We start from the raw sequence: 14,975 nt of genomic DNA on the forward strand, positions 1-14,975 counted from the left end.
TGCTGAACCCCTCGGCACACACCTAAATGACCGCTGCGCCAACCGTCACATGCGCTAGCGCGTCGACAGATCCGGGTCGCGGATGCCTTGCCGGCGCAGCTCCAGCACGGTCGGCGTGATCGCCGCGATGCGTGCATCCACCCGCGCCCGTGTCACATAGTCGAGATCTTTCTTCTTCAGCGCTTCCAACTGGATCAGCGCCTGTTCCGGGCGTCCGTTCAAGTACGCAGCTTCGGCATAGGCCTCGCTGGCACGCAGATGGTCGCCGGACAGCTCGCAGGCGCGAGCGTAGGTCTGTTGCAACAGGGGATCTTCGCTGCTGCGATGCAGGAGCGGCTCCAGCACCTGACGCGCGCGCTGGCCGGATTCCTTGCTGGCCTGCTCGTTGAGCGCGCCGGCATAGGTCAGCGCCACCGCGCGGTTGTTCGGCAGTTGCTTGAGCAGCGCGTCGAAACGCGCATTGGCCACCTCGCGCTGGCCCACCCGCGCCTGCGCCTCGCTCAGCCCCAGCGTCAGCCACAGGTTGTCGGGGTGCGTTTCCAGCAGGCTGGTCAGTTCGGCCACCGGTTCACTGGGCCGGCCGCCGCTGTTGCGCAGGCGTGCCAGCGCCAGCCCGTAGCGCTGCGCATCGGTCAGGCCGTGCTTGGCACTGCGGCGCAGGGTCTCGTATTCGCGGATGGCCGCATCCGGCGTGGTGGCGCTGAGCACGCGCAGGCGTTCCTTGGCCCAGTCGAAGTTCTGCTGGTCGCCGCTGCGGCTCAGCGCATCCACCGGCAGCCGCAGCGCATACGGCAGCAGTGCGTTGCCGTTGCGGCTCAGCGGTTCGGACAGCGACGGGTCGGCCGGGTCCACCCGTTCCTGGCGCGTGCCGCCCGGCACCGAGGTGGTCAGCACCACGGTGTTCTTCTTCATCTGCTCGGCGCGCGCCTTGGCCTCGCTGATGCGGGTGACCGTGACCGGGTGGGTCTGCAGAAAGTCCGGCGCGCTGTAGCCGCCTTCGTTGGCGCGCATCGCCACCGACATGCGCTCGAAGAAGCCGGCCATCGCATCCACGTCGTAGCCGCTGCGCACCAGCGTGCGGATGCCCAGCCGGTCGGCCTCGGATTCGTTGGAGCGGGTGTAGTCGATCTGGCGCTGCTGCATCAGCCCCATCGCACTGGTGATGCCGGCCATGGTGGCATCGCCCTTGGAATTGCCGCCGGCCTGTTGCGCGGCGACCACCGCCGCCAGCATGCCGAGCAGGATCGGGATCTGGTCGCGCTGCGCCCGTTCCACCCCGCGCAGCACATGCTGCTGGGTGACGTGGGCGATTTCGTGCGACAGCACCGCGGCCACCTCGTCCTCGCGCTCGGCGGTCAACACCAGCCCGGCATTGACCGCGATATAGCCGCCCAGCGTGGCGAAGGCGTTGATCTGGCGGTCGCGCAGCATGAAAAACGTAAACGGCTGCTGCGGCTGGTCGCTGTTGGCGCCGAGCCGGGTGCCCATGGTCTGCAGCCAGTCGGTGATCAGCGGGTCGTCCAGCACGTAGTCGTAGTTGCGCAACTCGGCCAGCATCATCTTGCCGTACTCGGCCTGGCGCGCCGGGGTCAGCAGCTCGCCGGCAGACGAGCCGATGTCGGGCAGGCGGTTTTCCTGCGCGGGTGCCACCCCCATGGCAACGGCCAGCGTGAGGGCGGTGGCGAGCGGTAGCAGGCGCAAGTGGAACTCCCAGGTGGTGCGCGGAGCATGCAGGCAGCACGGCGCGATGGCGTGAATCATCGGTTAATCCACAGTGTTGCGGTGACGACATGGAAATTCCAGTCGCCCGGTACCATTGTCAGACCTCAGACCAACCACGGAGTTTCCCGTGAGCCAAGACACCAACGTGCAGGATGCGGCCAGCGGCCCGCAGATCACCCTGTATTCCTCCGCCATTTGCCCGTACTGCGTGGCGGCCAAGAACTTCCTCAAGAGCAAGGGCCGGACCTGGACCGAGGTGCGCATCGACCTGGATCCGGCCGAGCGCAACAAGATGGTTGCGCTGGCCAAGCGCACCAGCGTGCCGCAGATCTTTGTCGGCGACGTCCATGTGGGCGGTTACGACGACATGATGGCGATGCACCGGGCCGGCAAGCTCGAGCCCTTGCTGGCCGGCAACACAGGCGGCCAGGCATGAGCGAGACCGGCAGCGGCAGCGACGACCGGCTGCGCGAGTTCACCGAATTCCGCCAGCGCATGAACCAGCGCATCCTGGCCGAGCCCAACCAGGTGGTGCGCCGGTTCTTTGCGCTGGACACCCAGACCTACCAGGCGGGCGCGCTGGATGTGAAGACCAAGGAACTGCTCGGCCTGGTCGCCTCGATGGTGCTGCGCTGCGACGACTGCATCAGCTACCACGTCGCCCAGTGCAAGGAGGCCGGCGTGACCCGCGAGGAATTCTTCGAAACCTTCTCGGTCGGCCTGGTGGTCGGCGGCTCCATCGTCATCCCGCATCTGCGTCGCGCGGTGGACTTCCTCGACCAGCTCGACGGCGGCGCCCCGGCACCGGAGCAGCACGCGCACGGGTGAGTGGGTGGGAGGGGGAGAGGTGATTCGGGATTCGTAACGGCGGGCGAGGGCGCGTGCCGCCTGTTGTTGGCGGCTTTGCGTTGAGGTGGTCCGATTTGGGCACCGGCCGCTGGCTGGGACGGCAGGTGCTTTCAGGCAGCTGCACTGAAGTTGTGCCTGCAGGCGGTGGTACGCGCGGCCGTTCGCTGCACCGAATGGCTGCCGTGCGCATCCGGGGGCTCTTAGACCAAGGTCGGTTTGGGCGCCTTCACCGGCATCGGGCATAATTGCCTGTGAAACCTCCTTGCGCCGCTCTGCCGGGTATTGCGGCTGGCGCTCCCCCCTTCAAGTTCGGAAACCCAACGTTATGACGCAGACAATCACGGTCATCCGCGGCGACGGTATCGGCCCGGAGATCATGGATGCCACGCTGTTCGTGCTCGACGCGCTGCAGGCTGGCCTGACCTACGAGTACGCCGACGCTGGCCTGGTCGCGCTGGAAAAGCACGGCGATCTGCTGCCCGAGTCCACCCTGGCCTCGATCACCAAGAACAAGGTGGCCCTGAAAAGCCCGCTGACCACCCCGGTCGGCGAGGGCTTCAGCTCGATCAACGTTGCCATGCGTCGCAAGTTCGACCTGTACGCCAACGTGCGTCCGGCCAAGTCGTTCCCCAACACCAAGTCGCGTTTCGCCGATGGCGTGGACCTGATCACGGTGCGTGAGAACACCGAAGGCGCCTACCTGAGCGAAGGCCAGACCGTGTCCGAGGACGGCGAGACCGCGTTCTCCGGCGCCCGCGTCACCCGCAAGGGCTCCGAGCGCATCGTGCGCTACGCCTTCGACCTGGCGCGCGCCACCGGCCGCAAGAAGGTCACCGCGGTGCACAAGGCCAACATCATCAAGTCGACCTCGGGCCTGTTCCTGAAGGTGGCACGCGATGTGGCCACGCAGTATCCGGAAATCGAATTCCAGGAAATGATCGTCGACAACACCTGCATGCAGCTGGTGATGCGTCCTGAGCAGTTCGACATCATCGTGACCACCAACCTGTTCGGCGACATCATCTCCGACCTGTGCGCCGGTCTGGTCGGCGGCCTGGGCCTGGCCCCGGGCGCCAACATCGGTGTGGACGCGGCGATCTTCGAGGCCGTGCATGGCTCGGCGCCGGACATCGCAGGGCAGGGCAAGGCCAACCCGTGCGCGCTGCTGCTGGGTGCCGCGCAGATGCTGGACCACATCGGTCAGCCGCAGAACGCCGAGCGCCTGCGCGAAGCGATCGTGGCCACCCTGGAAGCCAAGGATTCGCTGACCCCCGACCTGGGCGGCACCGGCAACACCATGGGCTTCGCCAAGGCCATCGCCAGCCGCCTCTGAGCGACACGGCGACAGCAAAAAAAGGGCGCCCAGGCGCCCTTTTTTTTGCGTTGAGTCCAGGGATTTGGGGAGTCGCTCTTACGAATCCCCAATCCCGACGCTCGATTCCCCGCTCAATTCCGCGACTGCAACTTCGACAGCAAGCGCAGGAACTCGATGTACAGCCACACCAGCGTCACCATCAGGCCGAACGCGCCATACCACTCCATGTGCTTGGGAGCGCCCTGTTCGACACCGCTTTCGATGAAGTCGAAGTCCAGCACCAGGTTCAGTGCAGCCACCACCACCACGAACAGGCTGAAGCCGATGCCGATCAGGCCAGAGTCGTGGATGAAAGGGATGCGCACGCCGAACAGGCCCAGCACGATGGTCGCCAGATACACCAGCGCAATGCCGCCGGTGGCTGCCACCACGCCCAGCTTGAAGTTCTCGGTGGCCTTGATCATGCCGCTGCGATAGGCAAACAGCAGCGCGAACATGGTGCCGAAGGTCAGCAGGACCGCCTGGAACACGATGCCGTTGAAACGCGCCTCGTAGACTGCCGAGATCGCGCCCAGGAAGAAGCCTTCCACCAGCGCGTACAGCGGCGCGGTGACCGGGGCCCAGGTCGGCTTGAAGCTGGTCGCCAGCGCGAACACCAGCCCGCCGATCGCGCCGGCGATCATGTACAGCCGCGCGGCAGGCAACGGAGCGCCATCGGCCCCGATCGACTGCGACCAGGCGAAGGCGGCGGTGACCACCGCCATCAGCAACAGCAGGCCGGTCTTGTTGACGGTGCCGTTGAGCGTCATCGCCTGACCATCGCGGGTGACTACCGAGCCGGAGCCGAGGTCGAGGAAGGTGGATTCCCGAAGGGCGGGATTGCCGCTACGCATGCGTGTTCTCCATGAAATGTAGATGCCTGCCGACTTGGCGAGCGATGCCGCGAGGATACCGGATCGTCCGATTTACACAGAGTGATTGACAGCAAGGCCAATCATTCCCAAAATAGCCGACCTTTCCAGCCTTCGGGATTGAAAGGTCCCGCCGGGGTATAGCGCAGTCTGGTAGCGCGCCTGCTTTGGGAGCAGGATGTCGGGGGTTCGAATCCCTCTACCCCGACCATTCCGAGCTCTTGACGGCGTGGGAATGCAAAGTTCGGTCCGGGCGCCCGTAGCTCAACCGGATAGAGCACCGGCCTTCTAAGCCGGCGGTTACAGGTTCGAGTCCTGTCGGGCGCGCCATCGGCGGTGCGGTAGGAAGTAGGTTTCAGTGGTGGCTGTAGCTCAGCTGGTTAGAGTACTGGATTGTGATTCCAGATGTCGGGGGTTCGAGTCCCCTCAGCCACCCCACTGATTGCAGGAAAAGTTGGACCCGATGCATCGCGGGGTGTTGCAACGACGCAAAAACGCGCATACAATGTGCGACCAGTTTCAGGGCCGTTAGCTCAGTTGGTAGAGCAGTTGACTCTTAATCAATAGGTCCAAGGTTCGAATCCTTGACGGCCCACCAAACAAAAGCACTTAGGCATCTGCCTAGGTGCTTTTCTTTTTGTGCTGAGGAAAAGATGACGCAAGGAATCGGCTGCAGCTTCGCTGTCGTCTCGGTCGGCGGCCGCGGCAACGCAGTGCTGATCTCGGCCGGGCACGATGTCTGGCTTGTGTCAGGTGCGCAATCGCCACCGGTCGTCGCTGCCCGGTCGAGCGAGCGCACATGAGGCCTGCTGTGTCCGGAGCATTGCGGCATTCGATCCTGGGCCAGGTTGGCGTCTTCGCGATCGTCGGTCCTCCGCTCGGCGGGCTGCTGGGCCTGGTGCTGTTGACCCGGTTCGACCTGCTGACCGCGTTGTTGATCGTTGCCTGGTCCTACGGCCTGGTGTTGCCGGTGATTGCCTGCGCCGCGGCGGGATGGCTGTGTGCGCGCATCTGTGCCTGGCGGTACCGTGGGCGCCCGCCAAACCTGCTGGTCCACGTTGGCATCGGTGCGTTGAGCGGTCTGCTCTCGACCGGGGTGATCGTGCTGCTGCTGGCGATCATCGGCGGCTGGTCGATGATGGCCGACCGCACGGTCATGCTGACGCTGCTGCAGTGTGGGTTGGCGGCAGGTGGCGCCTGCGCCGTGCTTGTCTGGCTGATGTGGTCGCGCCTGGCAGTGTCGCCTCGCGCGAGGTGACGGGCCGTCAGGCAACGTCCATCAGCACGCGCAGGAAGAGGTTCTTTGCTGCCCTGGATGGCGCTGACGGCCCCGAAGCGATGCGCTACGCCGGATCGGCGATGGGCAACTGCAGCCGTGGCCGCTTACGGCGCTGCGGCGGGCGCGGGCGCCGCGCTCTGCTGCATGCGTGGGAACGCCAGCGTAAAGCATGCGCCCTGGTCGGGCGCCGATGTCACTTCGACAAAGCCACCTGCCTGACGGACCGAGCTGTACACCTGCGCCAGCCCCAGGCCCGCGCCTTTGTCGGCATCCTTGGTGGTGAAATACGCTTCGAACAGGTGCGCCTGCACGTGCGCATCCATGCCATGCCCGTTGTCGGCCACGGCGATGGTGACGTAGCGCCCGGCCGGCCTGGCCAGGCTGGCCTGTTCTTCAGCGACCACGGCGTCGCCGGTCTCCACGCGAATGACGCCGCCACCCTGGCAGGCATCGCGGGAGTTGATCACCAGGTTCAGGATGGCGCGTTCCACCGTGTGGCGATCCACCATTGCGCAGCATCCACCTTCGGTGGTGCGCAGCTGCAATTGCAGATCCGCGCCGACCACCTGTTCGAGCAGGGGGCCGAGCTGTTCGGTCAAGGCAGCCAGGTCCACCGATTCCGGGCTGTACGGATATTGCCGCGAAAACCCGACCAGGCGCTGTGCCATGACCGAGCCATGTTGAAGCGCCGCGTCGGCCACGCTCAACAGCTTGGCATCGTGCGCATCGATCCTGGCGCGCTGTACCACCAGTTCGATGGCCGAGGTTGCCGCCTGCAGCACGTTGTTCAAATCGTGCACCACGCCGGCCAGCAGTTGTCCTACCGCTTCGCCCTTTTGCGCCTGCTCGGAAATCTTTTCGGCAGCGCTCTGTGCGGCGCGCGCAATGTCCAGGTCGCCTTCGATTCGCTCTTGCAGGTCGCGCAGGCTGTGCAGTTCGCTCGACAGCGAATGTTCGCGCGCGCGCGCCATGCGCAGCACGCCGCTGGAAAACGCGCGCTCTGCGGCCAGGGTCGAATCCAGTGTGCGAAACGCGGTCTCCAGCGCGCGGCGGTCGGAAATGTTCCTGCTCACCGCCAGGATTGCTTCGACCTTGCCAAGCGCATCGAACAGCGGGCTGGTGACGACCTGCCAGATCTGGCGCACGCCGGCGAAGTTCACGCCGGCGGCCTCGAATTCCTGGATCGAACCGGCACGGGAGCCGGCGATGGCCGCATCCACCAGCCCGGCTGCCTCCGCTGGCCACAGGTCGCGCCACTTCCGCGCGATCAGTTGATCCTGATGACTGGCGCCAAGCTCGGTCAGGCCATTGACGTTGATGGCCGTAATCCGCCCATCGAGGTCGATCTCCTTGATGCAGTCGCGGGACAGGGCCACGATCTGCCGATACCGATCTCTCATCGCGATGACTGCCTCTACTGGTGTTAACGGAATTTTAGCGAACCTAGGCTTTACCCAGCGCTAGCGGGGCGGAAGGTACGCCGCCAGGCCGGGTGGCATGATGAATGCATTTACCTTTAGTGTGTCGGATTCAGGGCCGCCTTGCATCGTGCTGCCCGTGCGGGCGGCAGGCACGCAAGCCGGCTCCTGTTTCTACCAGCCGCATCGCCCTCGCGATGCTTTTTCTTTCCCGGCATCCCTGCAACAATGGCCGGGCTGGCAGCATCGCGAAAGTGGCGGAATTGGTAGACGCACCAGATTTAGGTTCTGACGCCGCAAGGCGTGGGGGTTCGAGTCCCCCCTTTCGCACCAATGCAGTGCGGCCGTGCGTGTTCCGGCCGCTTCCCGCCGCAGGCCTGGGGGCTTTCCATTGCGCGGCGCAGTGACGCGTATTCCGCTGGCAGCGGCCGCCGTTATCGGCGAAACTACAAGGCTCGGCGGCTTTCTCGCCATCCGTCAACCCGCATCTTCCATCTCGTGCCGACGCTTGTGCAGTCGGTGGCAGGAGTCAACATGCAAGCATCGATCGAATCCACCGGCAATCTGGAACGCCGCCTGACCTTCACCCTGCCGCAGGAGCGCCTGGAGACGCATGTCGGTGGCCGCCTGCGCGAACTTGCGCGGACCACGCGCATCAAGGGTTTCCGCCCGGGCAAGGTACCCACCAAGGTCATCGAGCAGCGCTTCGGTCAGCAGGTGCGTGCCGAGGCGATGGAAGGCCTGCTGCGTGAGACCTTCGATTCGGCGGTGCGGGAGCATTCGCTGCGTCTGGCCGGCAACCCGCGTATCGACCAGGGCGAGAGCGATTTCGACTTCGTGGCCACCTTCGAAGTGGTGCCGGATTTTGGCGATATCGATGTGGCCAAGCTGTCGGTGGTGCGTCATACCGCCGAAGTGACCGATGCCGACATCGATCAGATGATCGAGAACCTGCGTTTGCAGCGCCGCACCTGGAACCCGGTCGAGCGCGGCGCGCAGGTCGGTGACCTGGTGGCACTGGAGACCTGGTCGCAGGCCGGCGACGAGCGTCTGCCCGCCGAAGGCGTGGAGACCGGCAGCAGCGTGCTGGGCTCGGGCGTGATGTTCGACCAGATCGAAAAGGGCCTGGAAGGCCTGGTCAAGGGCGAAGACAAGACCCTGACCATCGACTTCCCGGCCGAGTGGCGCGTGCCGCAGCTGGCCGGCAAGACCGTGCAGGTGCACGTCAAGGCGGTCGAGGTCTCCGAGCCGGTGCTGCCGGTGGTGGACAAGGAGTTCATCAAGAGCTTCGGCGTGAAGAGTGGCGATGCCGAGCAGTTCCGCGCCGACATCCGCACCAACCTGGAGCGCGAGCTCAAGGGCGCGCTGATGAACCGCCTGCGTCGCGAAGTGGGCGAGCAGCTGATCGCCGCCTATGCGCACGTGGAAATGCCGCCGCGTCTGGTCGAGAACGAAGCCCGTTCGATGCTGGCGCAGCAGGTCGAGCAGGTCCGCCGCAGCGGCCGCAACCCGGGCGAGATTCCGGCCGATGCCCATCAGGGTTTCATGGACGCGGCTGCCAAGCGCGTGCTGGTCGGTCTGCTGGTGGGCGAGGTGGCCCGTCGCAACGAGCTGCGCCTGGAATCCAAGCGCGTCAGCGAAACGCTGCGTCTGATCGCCTCGACCTACGAAGAGCCGGAGCAGGTCATTGAGATGTACCGCAACGACCCCCAATTGATGAGTGGACTGCAGAGCCGTGTCATGGAAGAGCAGGTGATCGACTGGATCGCCGAGCGCGCACAGCACACCGAGCAGTCGCTGTCGTTCCAGGACGCCATTCGGGTCTAAGGTAAGCGACCGCGTGACACCAACCCGCATCCCGATGGCTGGGATGCGGATGTCAAACCCGGGCATCGGCGCAAGCCGCTGCCACTACAGGAAGACTGATGAGCATTGTGACCAAAGCCCTGAACCTGGTGCCGATGGTGGTCGAACAGACCAGCCGCGGCGAGCGTGCGTATGACATCTACTCGCGTCTGCTGAAGGAGCGTCTGATCTTCCTGGTCGGTCCGATCGACGACCACATGGCCAACGTGATCGTGGCCCAGCTGCTGTTCCTGGAAGCGGACAACCCGGAAAAGGACATCAGCATCTACATCAATTCGCCGGGCGGCGTGGTCACCGCCGGCATGGCGATCTACGACACCATGCAGTACATCAAGCCGGACGTGAGCACCATCTGCGTCGGCCAGGCCGCCTCGATGGGCGCGCTGTTGCTGGCATCGGGTGCGGCCGGCAAGCGCTATGCGCTGCCGAACTCGCGCGTGATGATCCACCAGCCGCTGGGCGGCTTCCAGGGCCAGGCCACCGATATCGACATCCATGCGCGTGAGATCCTGACCCTGCGTTCGCGTTTGAACGAGATCCTGGCCAAGCACACCGGCCAGTCCCTGGAGACGATTGCGCGCGACACTGAGCGCGACAACTTCAAGAGTGCGGTCGATGCGCAGGCCTATGGCTTGGTCGACCAGGTGCTGGAACGCCGTCCGGAAGAGTCGATCCAGCCGTCTTGATCGCCAGATTGCTGAAATTGCAGGAAAAACCGGCAGGGTCGGGCTGGGCGGATGTCCTCCCGACCCTGTGCTATTCTCGAAATCGAACCCCCGTGCATCGGGTGGGGTAACTGGGTAACAGAAGCATGAGCGAAGACCGCCAAGGTCGTTCCGGCGACAGCAACAAGATTCTCTACTGCTCGTTCTGCGGTAAGAGTCAGCATGAAGTCCGCAAGCTGATTGCCGGTCCCAGCGTATTCATCTGCGATGAGTGCGTTGAGCTGTGCAACGACATCATCCGCGAGGAACTCGAAGAGAAGGCGCAGTCGGCACGCTCCAGTCTGCCCAAGCCGCGCGAGATTCTTGAGGTGCTGGATCAATACGTGATCGGGCAGTTGCGCGCCAAGCGCACGCTCGCCGTGGCGGTGTACAACCACTACAAGCGTATCGAGAGCCGCAGCAAGAACGATGACGTCGAGCTGGCGAAATCCAACATCCTGCTGGTCGGTCCGACCGGCTCGGGCAAGACGCTGCTGGCCGAAACGCTGGCGCGCCTGCTCAATGTGCCGTTCACGATCGCCGATGCCACCACGCTGACCGAAGCCGGCTATGTCGGCGAGGACGTGGAAAACATCATCCAGAAGCTGCTGCAGAAGTGCGATTACGACGTCGAGAAGGCCCAGCAGGGCATCGTCTACATCGACGAAATCGACAAGATCTCGCGCAAGAGCGAGAACCCGTCGATCACCCGCGATGTGTCCGGCGAAGGCGTGCAGCAGGCGCTTCTGAAGCTGATCGAAGGCACGGTGGCCTCGGTGCCGCCGCAGGGCGGTCGCAAGCATCCGCAGCAGGAATTCCTGCAGGTCGATACCAAGAACATCCTGTTCATCTGCGGCGGCGCGTTCGCCGGGCTGGACAAGGTGATCCAGCAGCGTTCCAACGATGCTGGCGGCATCGGCTTCGGTGCCAAGGTCAAGAGCAGTGAGCGCAAGCAGGAAGTTGGCAAGATCCTGGCCGAGGTCGAGCCGGAAGATCTGATCAAGTTTGGCCTGATCCCCGAGTTCGTCGGCCGCCTGCCGGTGGTCGCCACGCTCGAGGAACTGGACGAGCCGGCGCTGATCAAGATCCTGACCGAGCCCAAGAACGCCATCACCAAGCAGTTCAAGAAGCTGTTCGACATGGAAGGCGTGGAGCTGGAGTTCCGCCCCGATGCGCTGTCGGCGATCGCCAAGAAGGCGCTCAAGCGCAAGACCGGCGCGCGAGGTCTGCGCACCATCGTCGAATCGGTGCTGCTGGATACGATGTACGAGCTGCCCTCGCAGGAAAATGTCAGCAAGGTGGTGGTGGACGAGTCGGTGATCGAGCACAAATCCGAGCCGTATCTGATCTACCAAGCGCAACCGGCGCCGGCCAAGGCCGCGTCCGGCGACTGAGGCCTGGATGCCGTCGCGCCGGGCCCCGGCCTCGCTCGCGGATAAAGGGTTTCCGAACGCTACTTGCAACACCTGGCCGATGGCCCCATAACGGGGCCATCGGCTTTTTTTACGCCCCAAAACCCCCATTCCTGCGGAGCGCCCCATGGCCCAGTCCCAACCAGAAGTTCTCGATCTGCCGGTGTTGCCGCTGCGCGACGTGGTGGTGTTTCCGCACATGGTGATTCCGCTGTTCGTCGGCCGTGACAAGTCGATGCGCGCGCTGGAAAAAGCCATGGAGGCGGACAAGCGCATCCTGCTGGTTGCGCAGAAGTCGGCCGAAACCGACGACCCGACCGCCAGCGACCTCTATACCGTCGGCACGCTCGCGCAGGTGCTGCAGCTGCTCAAGTTGCCCGACGGCACCATCAAGGTGCTGGTCGAAGGTCTGTCGCGGGTCACCGTCGACAAGGTCGTCGAGCTGGATGGCGCACTGCAGGGCCAGGGCATCGAGATCGAAGCCAGCGACGCGCGTGAGCCGCGCGAGGTGGAGGCCATCGCACGTTCGCTGATGTCGCTGTTCGAGCAGTACGTCAAGACCAACCGCAAGCTGCCGCCGGAGCTGCTGCAGACCCTGGCCGGCATCGACGAGCCGGGCCGTCTGGCCGACACCATCGCCGCGCACATTGGCGTGCGCCTTGCCGACAAGCAGCGCCTGCTGGAAATCACCGAGATCGGCGAGCGGCTGGAGCTGCTGGTCGGGCTGGTGGACGGCGAAATCGACGTGCAGCAGCTGGAAAAGCGCATCCGCGGCCGCGTCAAGTCGCAGATGGAAAAGAGCCAGCGCGAGTACTACCTCAACGAGCAGATGAAGGCGATCCAGAAGGAGCTGGGCGATTTGGACGATGCGCCGGGCGAGCTGGAGGAGCTGGCGCGCAAGATCGCCGAGGCGGGCATGCCCAAGCCGGTCGAGACCAAGGCCAAGGCCGAGCTCAACAAGCTCAAGCAGATGTCGCCGATGTCCGCCGAGGCGGCCGTGGTGCGCAACTATCTGGACTGGCTGCTGGGCGTGCCGTGGAAGAAGCGCACCAAGGTCCGCAAGGACCTGAAGGTCGCGGAGGACACCCTGGACGCCGATCACTACGGACTGGACAAGGTCAAGGAACGCATCCTCGAGTATCTGGCGGTGCAGTCGCGCGTGAAGCAGATGAAGGGGCCGATCCTGTGCCTGGTCGGGCCGCCGGGCGTGGGCAAGACCTCGCTCGGGCAATCGATCGCCAAGGCGACAAACCGCAAGTTTGTGCGCATGAGCCTGGGCGGTATCCGCGATGAGGCCGAGATCCGTGGCCATCGCCGGACCTATGTCGGTTCGATGCCCGGCCGCCTGGTGCAGAACCTCAACAAGGTCGGCAGCAAGAATCCGCTGTTCCTGTTGGACGAGATCGACAAGATGTCGATGGACTTCCGCGGCGACCCGTCCTCGGCGCTGCTGGAGGTGCTCGACCCCGAGCAGAACAACTCCTTCAACGACCATTATCTGGAAGTGGACCTGGACCTGTCGGAGGTGATGTTCGTCGCCACCTCCAACTCGCTCAACATTCCCGGTCCGTTGCTGGATCGCATGGAAGTCATCCGCATCCCCGGCTACACCGAGGATGAGAAGCTCAACATCGCCATGCGTTACCTGGTGCCCAAGCAGATCAAGGCCAACGGCCTGAAGCCGGAAGAGATCGAGATCGGCAGCGATGCGATCCAGGACATCGTGCGTTACTACACGCGCGAATCGGGCGTGCGTAACCTTGAGCGCGAAGTGGCCAAGATTTGCCGCAAGGTGGTCAAGGAGATCGCGCTTGCCGGCCCGCAGCCGGATGCCAAGAAGGTGGTCGCCAAGAAGGGCAAGCCCAAGGCCCTGGTCACGGTCAACGCGAAGAATCTCGACAAGTATCTGGGCGTGCGTCGCTTCGATTTCGGCCGTGCCGAAGAAGAGAACGAAATCGGCCTGGTCACCGGCCTGGCCTGGACCGAAGTCGGCGGCGAGCTGCTGCAGGTCGAGTCCACGCTGGTGCCGGGCAAGGGCAACCTGATCCTGACCGGTCAGCTCGGCAACGTCATGAAGGAATCGGCATCGGCCGCCTTGTCGGTGGTGCGTTCGCGCGCCGAGCGACTCGGCATCGACGTGGATTTCCTGCAGAAGCAGGACGTGCACGTGCATGTGCCCGATGGCGCGACACCGAAGGATGGCCCGAGCGCCGGTATCGCGATGGTGACCTCGCTGGTGTCGGTGTTGACCAAGGTGCCGATCCGCGCCGATGTGGCGATGACCGGCGAGATCACCTTGCGTGGTCGCGTGTCGGCGATCGGCGGCCTGAAGGAGAAGTTGCTGGCAGCGTTGCGCGGTGGCATTCGCACCGTGTTGATCCCCGACGAGAATCGCAAGGATCTTGCCGACATCCCGGCCAACGTCACGCGCGATCTGAAGATCGTGCCGGTCAAGTGGATCGACGAAGTGCTGGATCTCGCGTTGGAACGTCCGTTGGCACCGAAGAAGGCGGGCAAGGAAAAGGCCCGCAAGACGGCTTCGCGGGTTGCGGTCCGCGGCAAGTCGCGCACTACTCCCGGTACCCGCGTCAAGCACTAAAACCGCTTGTCTAAACCCAGGCAAAACAAGCCAAAACCCGCGTCGTTATTGGGTTTTGGCTTGCGTGCGGTTGGGGGCGCTGGTATAAATGCACGACTCGTGGGCGCGGCAAATTGTGATGCGTCATGCGATACCACTTGTGTCGGGTTCTTCGCTAACGGCAAGAGCGCCGATTGTCGATTCCGCGGCATCTGCCGCAAAGGGAGTTTCAAGAATGAATAAAACCGAATTGATCGATGGCGTTGCCGCTGCCGCTGACATCTCCAAGGCTGAGGCCGGCCGTGCTGTTGACGCGGTTGTGAGCGAAATCACCAAGGCGCTGAAGAAGGGCGATGCCGTCACCCTCGTCGGCTTCGGCACCTTCCAGGTCCGCGCGCGCGCTGAGCGTACCGGCCGCAATCCGAAGACCGGCGACAGCATCAAGATCGCTGCTTCGAAGAATCCTGCATTCAAGGCTGGCAAAGCCCTGAAGGATGCAGTAAACTAATCGACTCGCTAGGGTGCTTAGCTCAGCGGTAGAGCGTCTCCCTTACACGGAGAGGGTCGGGGGTTCGAAACCCTCAGCACCCACCATTAAGCACCAGGCAAATGTTTCAAGCGCGGAGCGGTAGTTCAGCTGGTTAGAATGCTGGCCTGTCACGCCGGAGGTCGCGGGTTCGAGTCCCGTCCGCTCCGCCAGTTATACCGAAGCCCCTGAGCGATTGGGGGCTTCGTTTTCTCCACCGGATTCGCATTGCGGAAATGGTGGAGAAGCAGCAGTCCAAGTTTGAAGCGGAGCGGTAGTTCAGCTGGTTAGAATGCTGGCCTGTCACGCCGGAGGTCGCGGGTTCGAGTCCCGTCCGCTCCGCCAGTTATACAAAGCCCTCGGCTCCGTGCCGGGGGCTTTTTTTTTGGCCGCTA

12 protein-coding genes and 8 tRNA genes are annotated in these 14,975 nt (G+C 64.1%); 17 read left to right on the forward strand and 3 right to left on the reverse strand.

Going from position 1 to position 14,975, the window contains the following annotated elements; all coding sequences use genetic code 11:
* Positions 1-54: 54 nt before the first annotated feature.
* On the reverse strand, positions 55-1,701 hold the full coding sequence (locus GGR73_RS00360; RefSeq protein ID WP_102252690.1) for a tetratricopeptide repeat protein: 1,647 nt from the start codon (positions 1,699-1,701) through the stop codon (positions 55-57).
* Between the two features lie 148 nt (positions 1,702-1,849).
* On the opposite strand from GGR73_RS00360, the gene grxC reads away from it, so the two are divergent.
* The 3 genes from grxC to GGR73_RS00375 all read left to right on the forward strand — a co-directional run bounded on the left by grxC (position 1,850) and on the right by GGR73_RS00375 (position 3,904).
* Complete coding sequence (grxC, locus tag GGR73_RS00365) at positions 1,850-2,158, forward strand: glutaredoxin 3 (protein WP_016902239.1); 309 nt, start codon at positions 1,850-1,852, stop codon at positions 2,156-2,158.
* A complete protein-coding gene (locus tag GGR73_RS00370) occupies positions 2,155-2,550 on the forward strand; it encodes a carboxymuconolactone decarboxylase family protein (RefSeq protein WP_046345833.1) in 396 nt (131 codons plus the stop codon). The genes grxC and GGR73_RS00370 overlap by 4 nt, the downstream gene beginning before the upstream one ends.
* 346 nt (positions 2,551-2,896) lie before the next feature.
* The gene (locus GGR73_RS00375) at positions 2,897-3,904 is read left to right on the forward strand and encodes an isocitrate dehydrogenase (RefSeq protein WP_005998180.1); all 1,008 of its coding nucleotides are present in this window, start codon (positions 2,897-2,899) and stop codon (positions 3,902-3,904) included.
* Positions 3,905-4,017: 113 nt separating this feature from the next.
* On the opposite strand, the gene GGR73_RS00380 is transcribed toward GGR73_RS00375, so the two are convergent.
* Entirely contained in the window at positions 4,018-4,779 is a 762-nt protein-coding gene (locus GGR73_RS00380) for a Bax inhibitor-1/YccA family protein (RefSeq protein ID WP_016902241.1), read from the reverse strand.
* 152 nt (positions 4,780-4,931) lie between these two features.
* On the opposite strand from GGR73_RS00380, the gene GGR73_RS00385 reads away from it, so the two are divergent.
* The 5 genes from GGR73_RS00385 to GGR73_RS00405 all read left to right on the forward strand — a co-directional run bounded on the left by GGR73_RS00385 (position 4,932) and on the right by GGR73_RS00405 (position 6,055).
* Positions 4,932-5,008: transfer RNA gene (locus GGR73_RS00385), tRNA-Pro, on the forward strand.
* 42 nt (positions 5,009-5,050) lie between these two features.
* A tRNA-Arg gene (locus tag GGR73_RS00390) sits at positions 5,051-5,127 on the forward strand.
* Between the two features lie 31 nt (positions 5,128-5,158).
* A tRNA-His gene (locus GGR73_RS00395) sits at positions 5,159-5,235 on the forward strand.
* A gap of 84 nt (positions 5,236-5,319) precedes the next feature.
* Positions 5,320-5,395: transfer RNA gene (locus GGR73_RS00400), tRNA-Lys, on the forward strand.
* A gap of 213 nt (positions 5,396-5,608) precedes the next feature.
* Entirely contained in the window at positions 5,609-6,055 is a 447-nt protein-coding gene (locus GGR73_RS00405) for a hypothetical protein (protein WP_456362899.1), read from the forward strand.
* Positions 6,056-6,180: 125 nt separating this feature from the next.
* Here the strand turns inward: GGR73_RS00405 and GGR73_RS00410 are convergent, their stop codons facing one another.
* Positions 6,181-7,476 (reverse strand): sensor histidine kinase, encoded by a 1,296-nt coding sequence (locus tag GGR73_RS00410; protein ID WP_104541546.1) that lies wholly within the window; start codon positions 7,474-7,476, stop codon positions 6,181-6,183.
* A gap of 266 nt (positions 7,477-7,742) precedes the next feature.
* On the opposite strand from GGR73_RS00410, the gene GGR73_RS00415 reads away from it, so the two are divergent.
* The 9 genes from GGR73_RS00415 (at position 7,743) to GGR73_RS00455 (ending at position 14,925) form a co-directional block, all read left to right on the forward strand.
* Positions 7,743-7,827: transfer RNA gene (locus GGR73_RS00415), tRNA-Leu, on the forward strand.
* 201 nt (positions 7,828-8,028) lie between these two features.
* Positions 8,029-9,321 carry a trigger factor gene (tig, locus tag GGR73_RS00420; RefSeq protein WP_104608469.1) on the forward strand — a complete coding sequence of 431 codons (1,293 nt, stop codon included), beginning with the start codon at positions 8,029-8,031 and terminating at the stop codon, positions 9,319-9,321.
* 98 nt (positions 9,322-9,419) lie between these two features.
* Complete coding sequence (clpP, locus tag GGR73_RS00425; protein ID WP_002806026.1) at positions 9,420-10,046, forward strand: ATP-dependent Clp endopeptidase proteolytic subunit ClpP; 627 nt, start codon at positions 9,420-9,422, stop codon at positions 10,044-10,046.
* Between the two features lie 125 nt (positions 10,047-10,171).
* A complete protein-coding gene (clpX, locus tag GGR73_RS00430) occupies positions 10,172-11,458 on the forward strand; it encodes an ATP-dependent Clp protease ATP-binding subunit ClpX (RefSeq protein ID WP_003483788.1) in 1,287 nt (428 codons plus the stop codon).
* A 145-nt stretch (positions 11,459-11,603) separates the two neighbouring features.
* A complete protein-coding gene (gene lon / locus GGR73_RS00435; RefSeq protein ID WP_016904733.1) occupies positions 11,604-14,075 on the forward strand; it encodes an endopeptidase La in 2,472 nt (823 codons plus the stop codon).
* A 214-nt stretch (positions 14,076-14,289) separates the two neighbouring features.
* Complete coding sequence (locus tag GGR73_RS00440; RefSeq protein ID WP_024938423.1) at positions 14,290-14,562, forward strand: HU family DNA-binding protein; 273 nt, start codon at positions 14,290-14,292, stop codon at positions 14,560-14,562.
* A gap of 11 nt (positions 14,563-14,573) precedes the next feature.
* A tRNA-Val gene (locus GGR73_RS00445) sits at positions 14,574-14,648 on the forward strand.
* 28 nt (positions 14,649-14,676) lie between these two features.
* Positions 14,677-14,753: transfer RNA gene (locus GGR73_RS00450), tRNA-Asp, on the forward strand.
* 95 nt (positions 14,754-14,848) lie between these two features.
* Positions 14,849-14,925: transfer RNA gene (locus tag GGR73_RS00455), tRNA-Asp, on the forward strand.
* The last annotated feature ends 50 nt before the right edge of the window (positions 14,926-14,975 follow it).

It is taken from the genome of Xanthomonas sp. F14 (assembly GCF_014199865.1).

What these genes read in the sequence shown, in the direction of transcription:
- GGR73_RS00375 (WP_005998180.1), top strand. Translation starts at nt 2,897, where the DNA reads ATGACGCAGACAATCACGGTCATCCGCGGCGACGGTATCGGCCCGGAG.
- GGR73_RS00440 (WP_024938423.1), top strand. Translation starts at nt 14,290, where the DNA reads ATGAATAAAACCGAATTGATCGATGGCGTTGCCGCTGCCGCTGACATC.
- GGR73_RS00410 (WP_104541546.1), bottom strand. Translation starts at nt 7,476, where the DNA reads ATGAGAGATCGGTATCGGCAGATCGTGGCCCTGTCCCGCGACTGCATC.
- lon (WP_016904733.1), top strand. Translation starts at nt 11,604, where the DNA reads ATGGCCCAGTCCCAACCAGAAGTTCTCGATCTGCCGGTGTTGCCGCTG.
- clpX (WP_003483788.1), top strand. Translation starts at nt 10,172, where the DNA reads ATGAGCGAAGACCGCCAAGGTCGTTCCGGCGACAGCAACAAGATTCTC.
- GGR73_RS00370 (WP_046345833.1), top strand. Translation starts at nt 2,155, where the DNA reads ATGAGCGAGACCGGCAGCGGCAGCGACGACCGGCTGCGCGAGTTCACC.
- GGR73_RS00380 (WP_016902241.1), bottom strand. Translation starts at nt 4,779, where the DNA reads ATGCGTAGCGGCAATCCCGCCCTTCGGGAATCCACCTTCCTCGACCTC.
- clpP (WP_002806026.1), top strand. Translation starts at nt 9,420, where the DNA reads ATGAGCATTGTGACCAAAGCCCTGAACCTGGTGCCGATGGTGGTCGAA.
- tig (WP_104608469.1), top strand. Translation starts at nt 8,029, where the DNA reads ATGCAAGCATCGATCGAATCCACCGGCAATCTGGAACGCCGCCTGACC.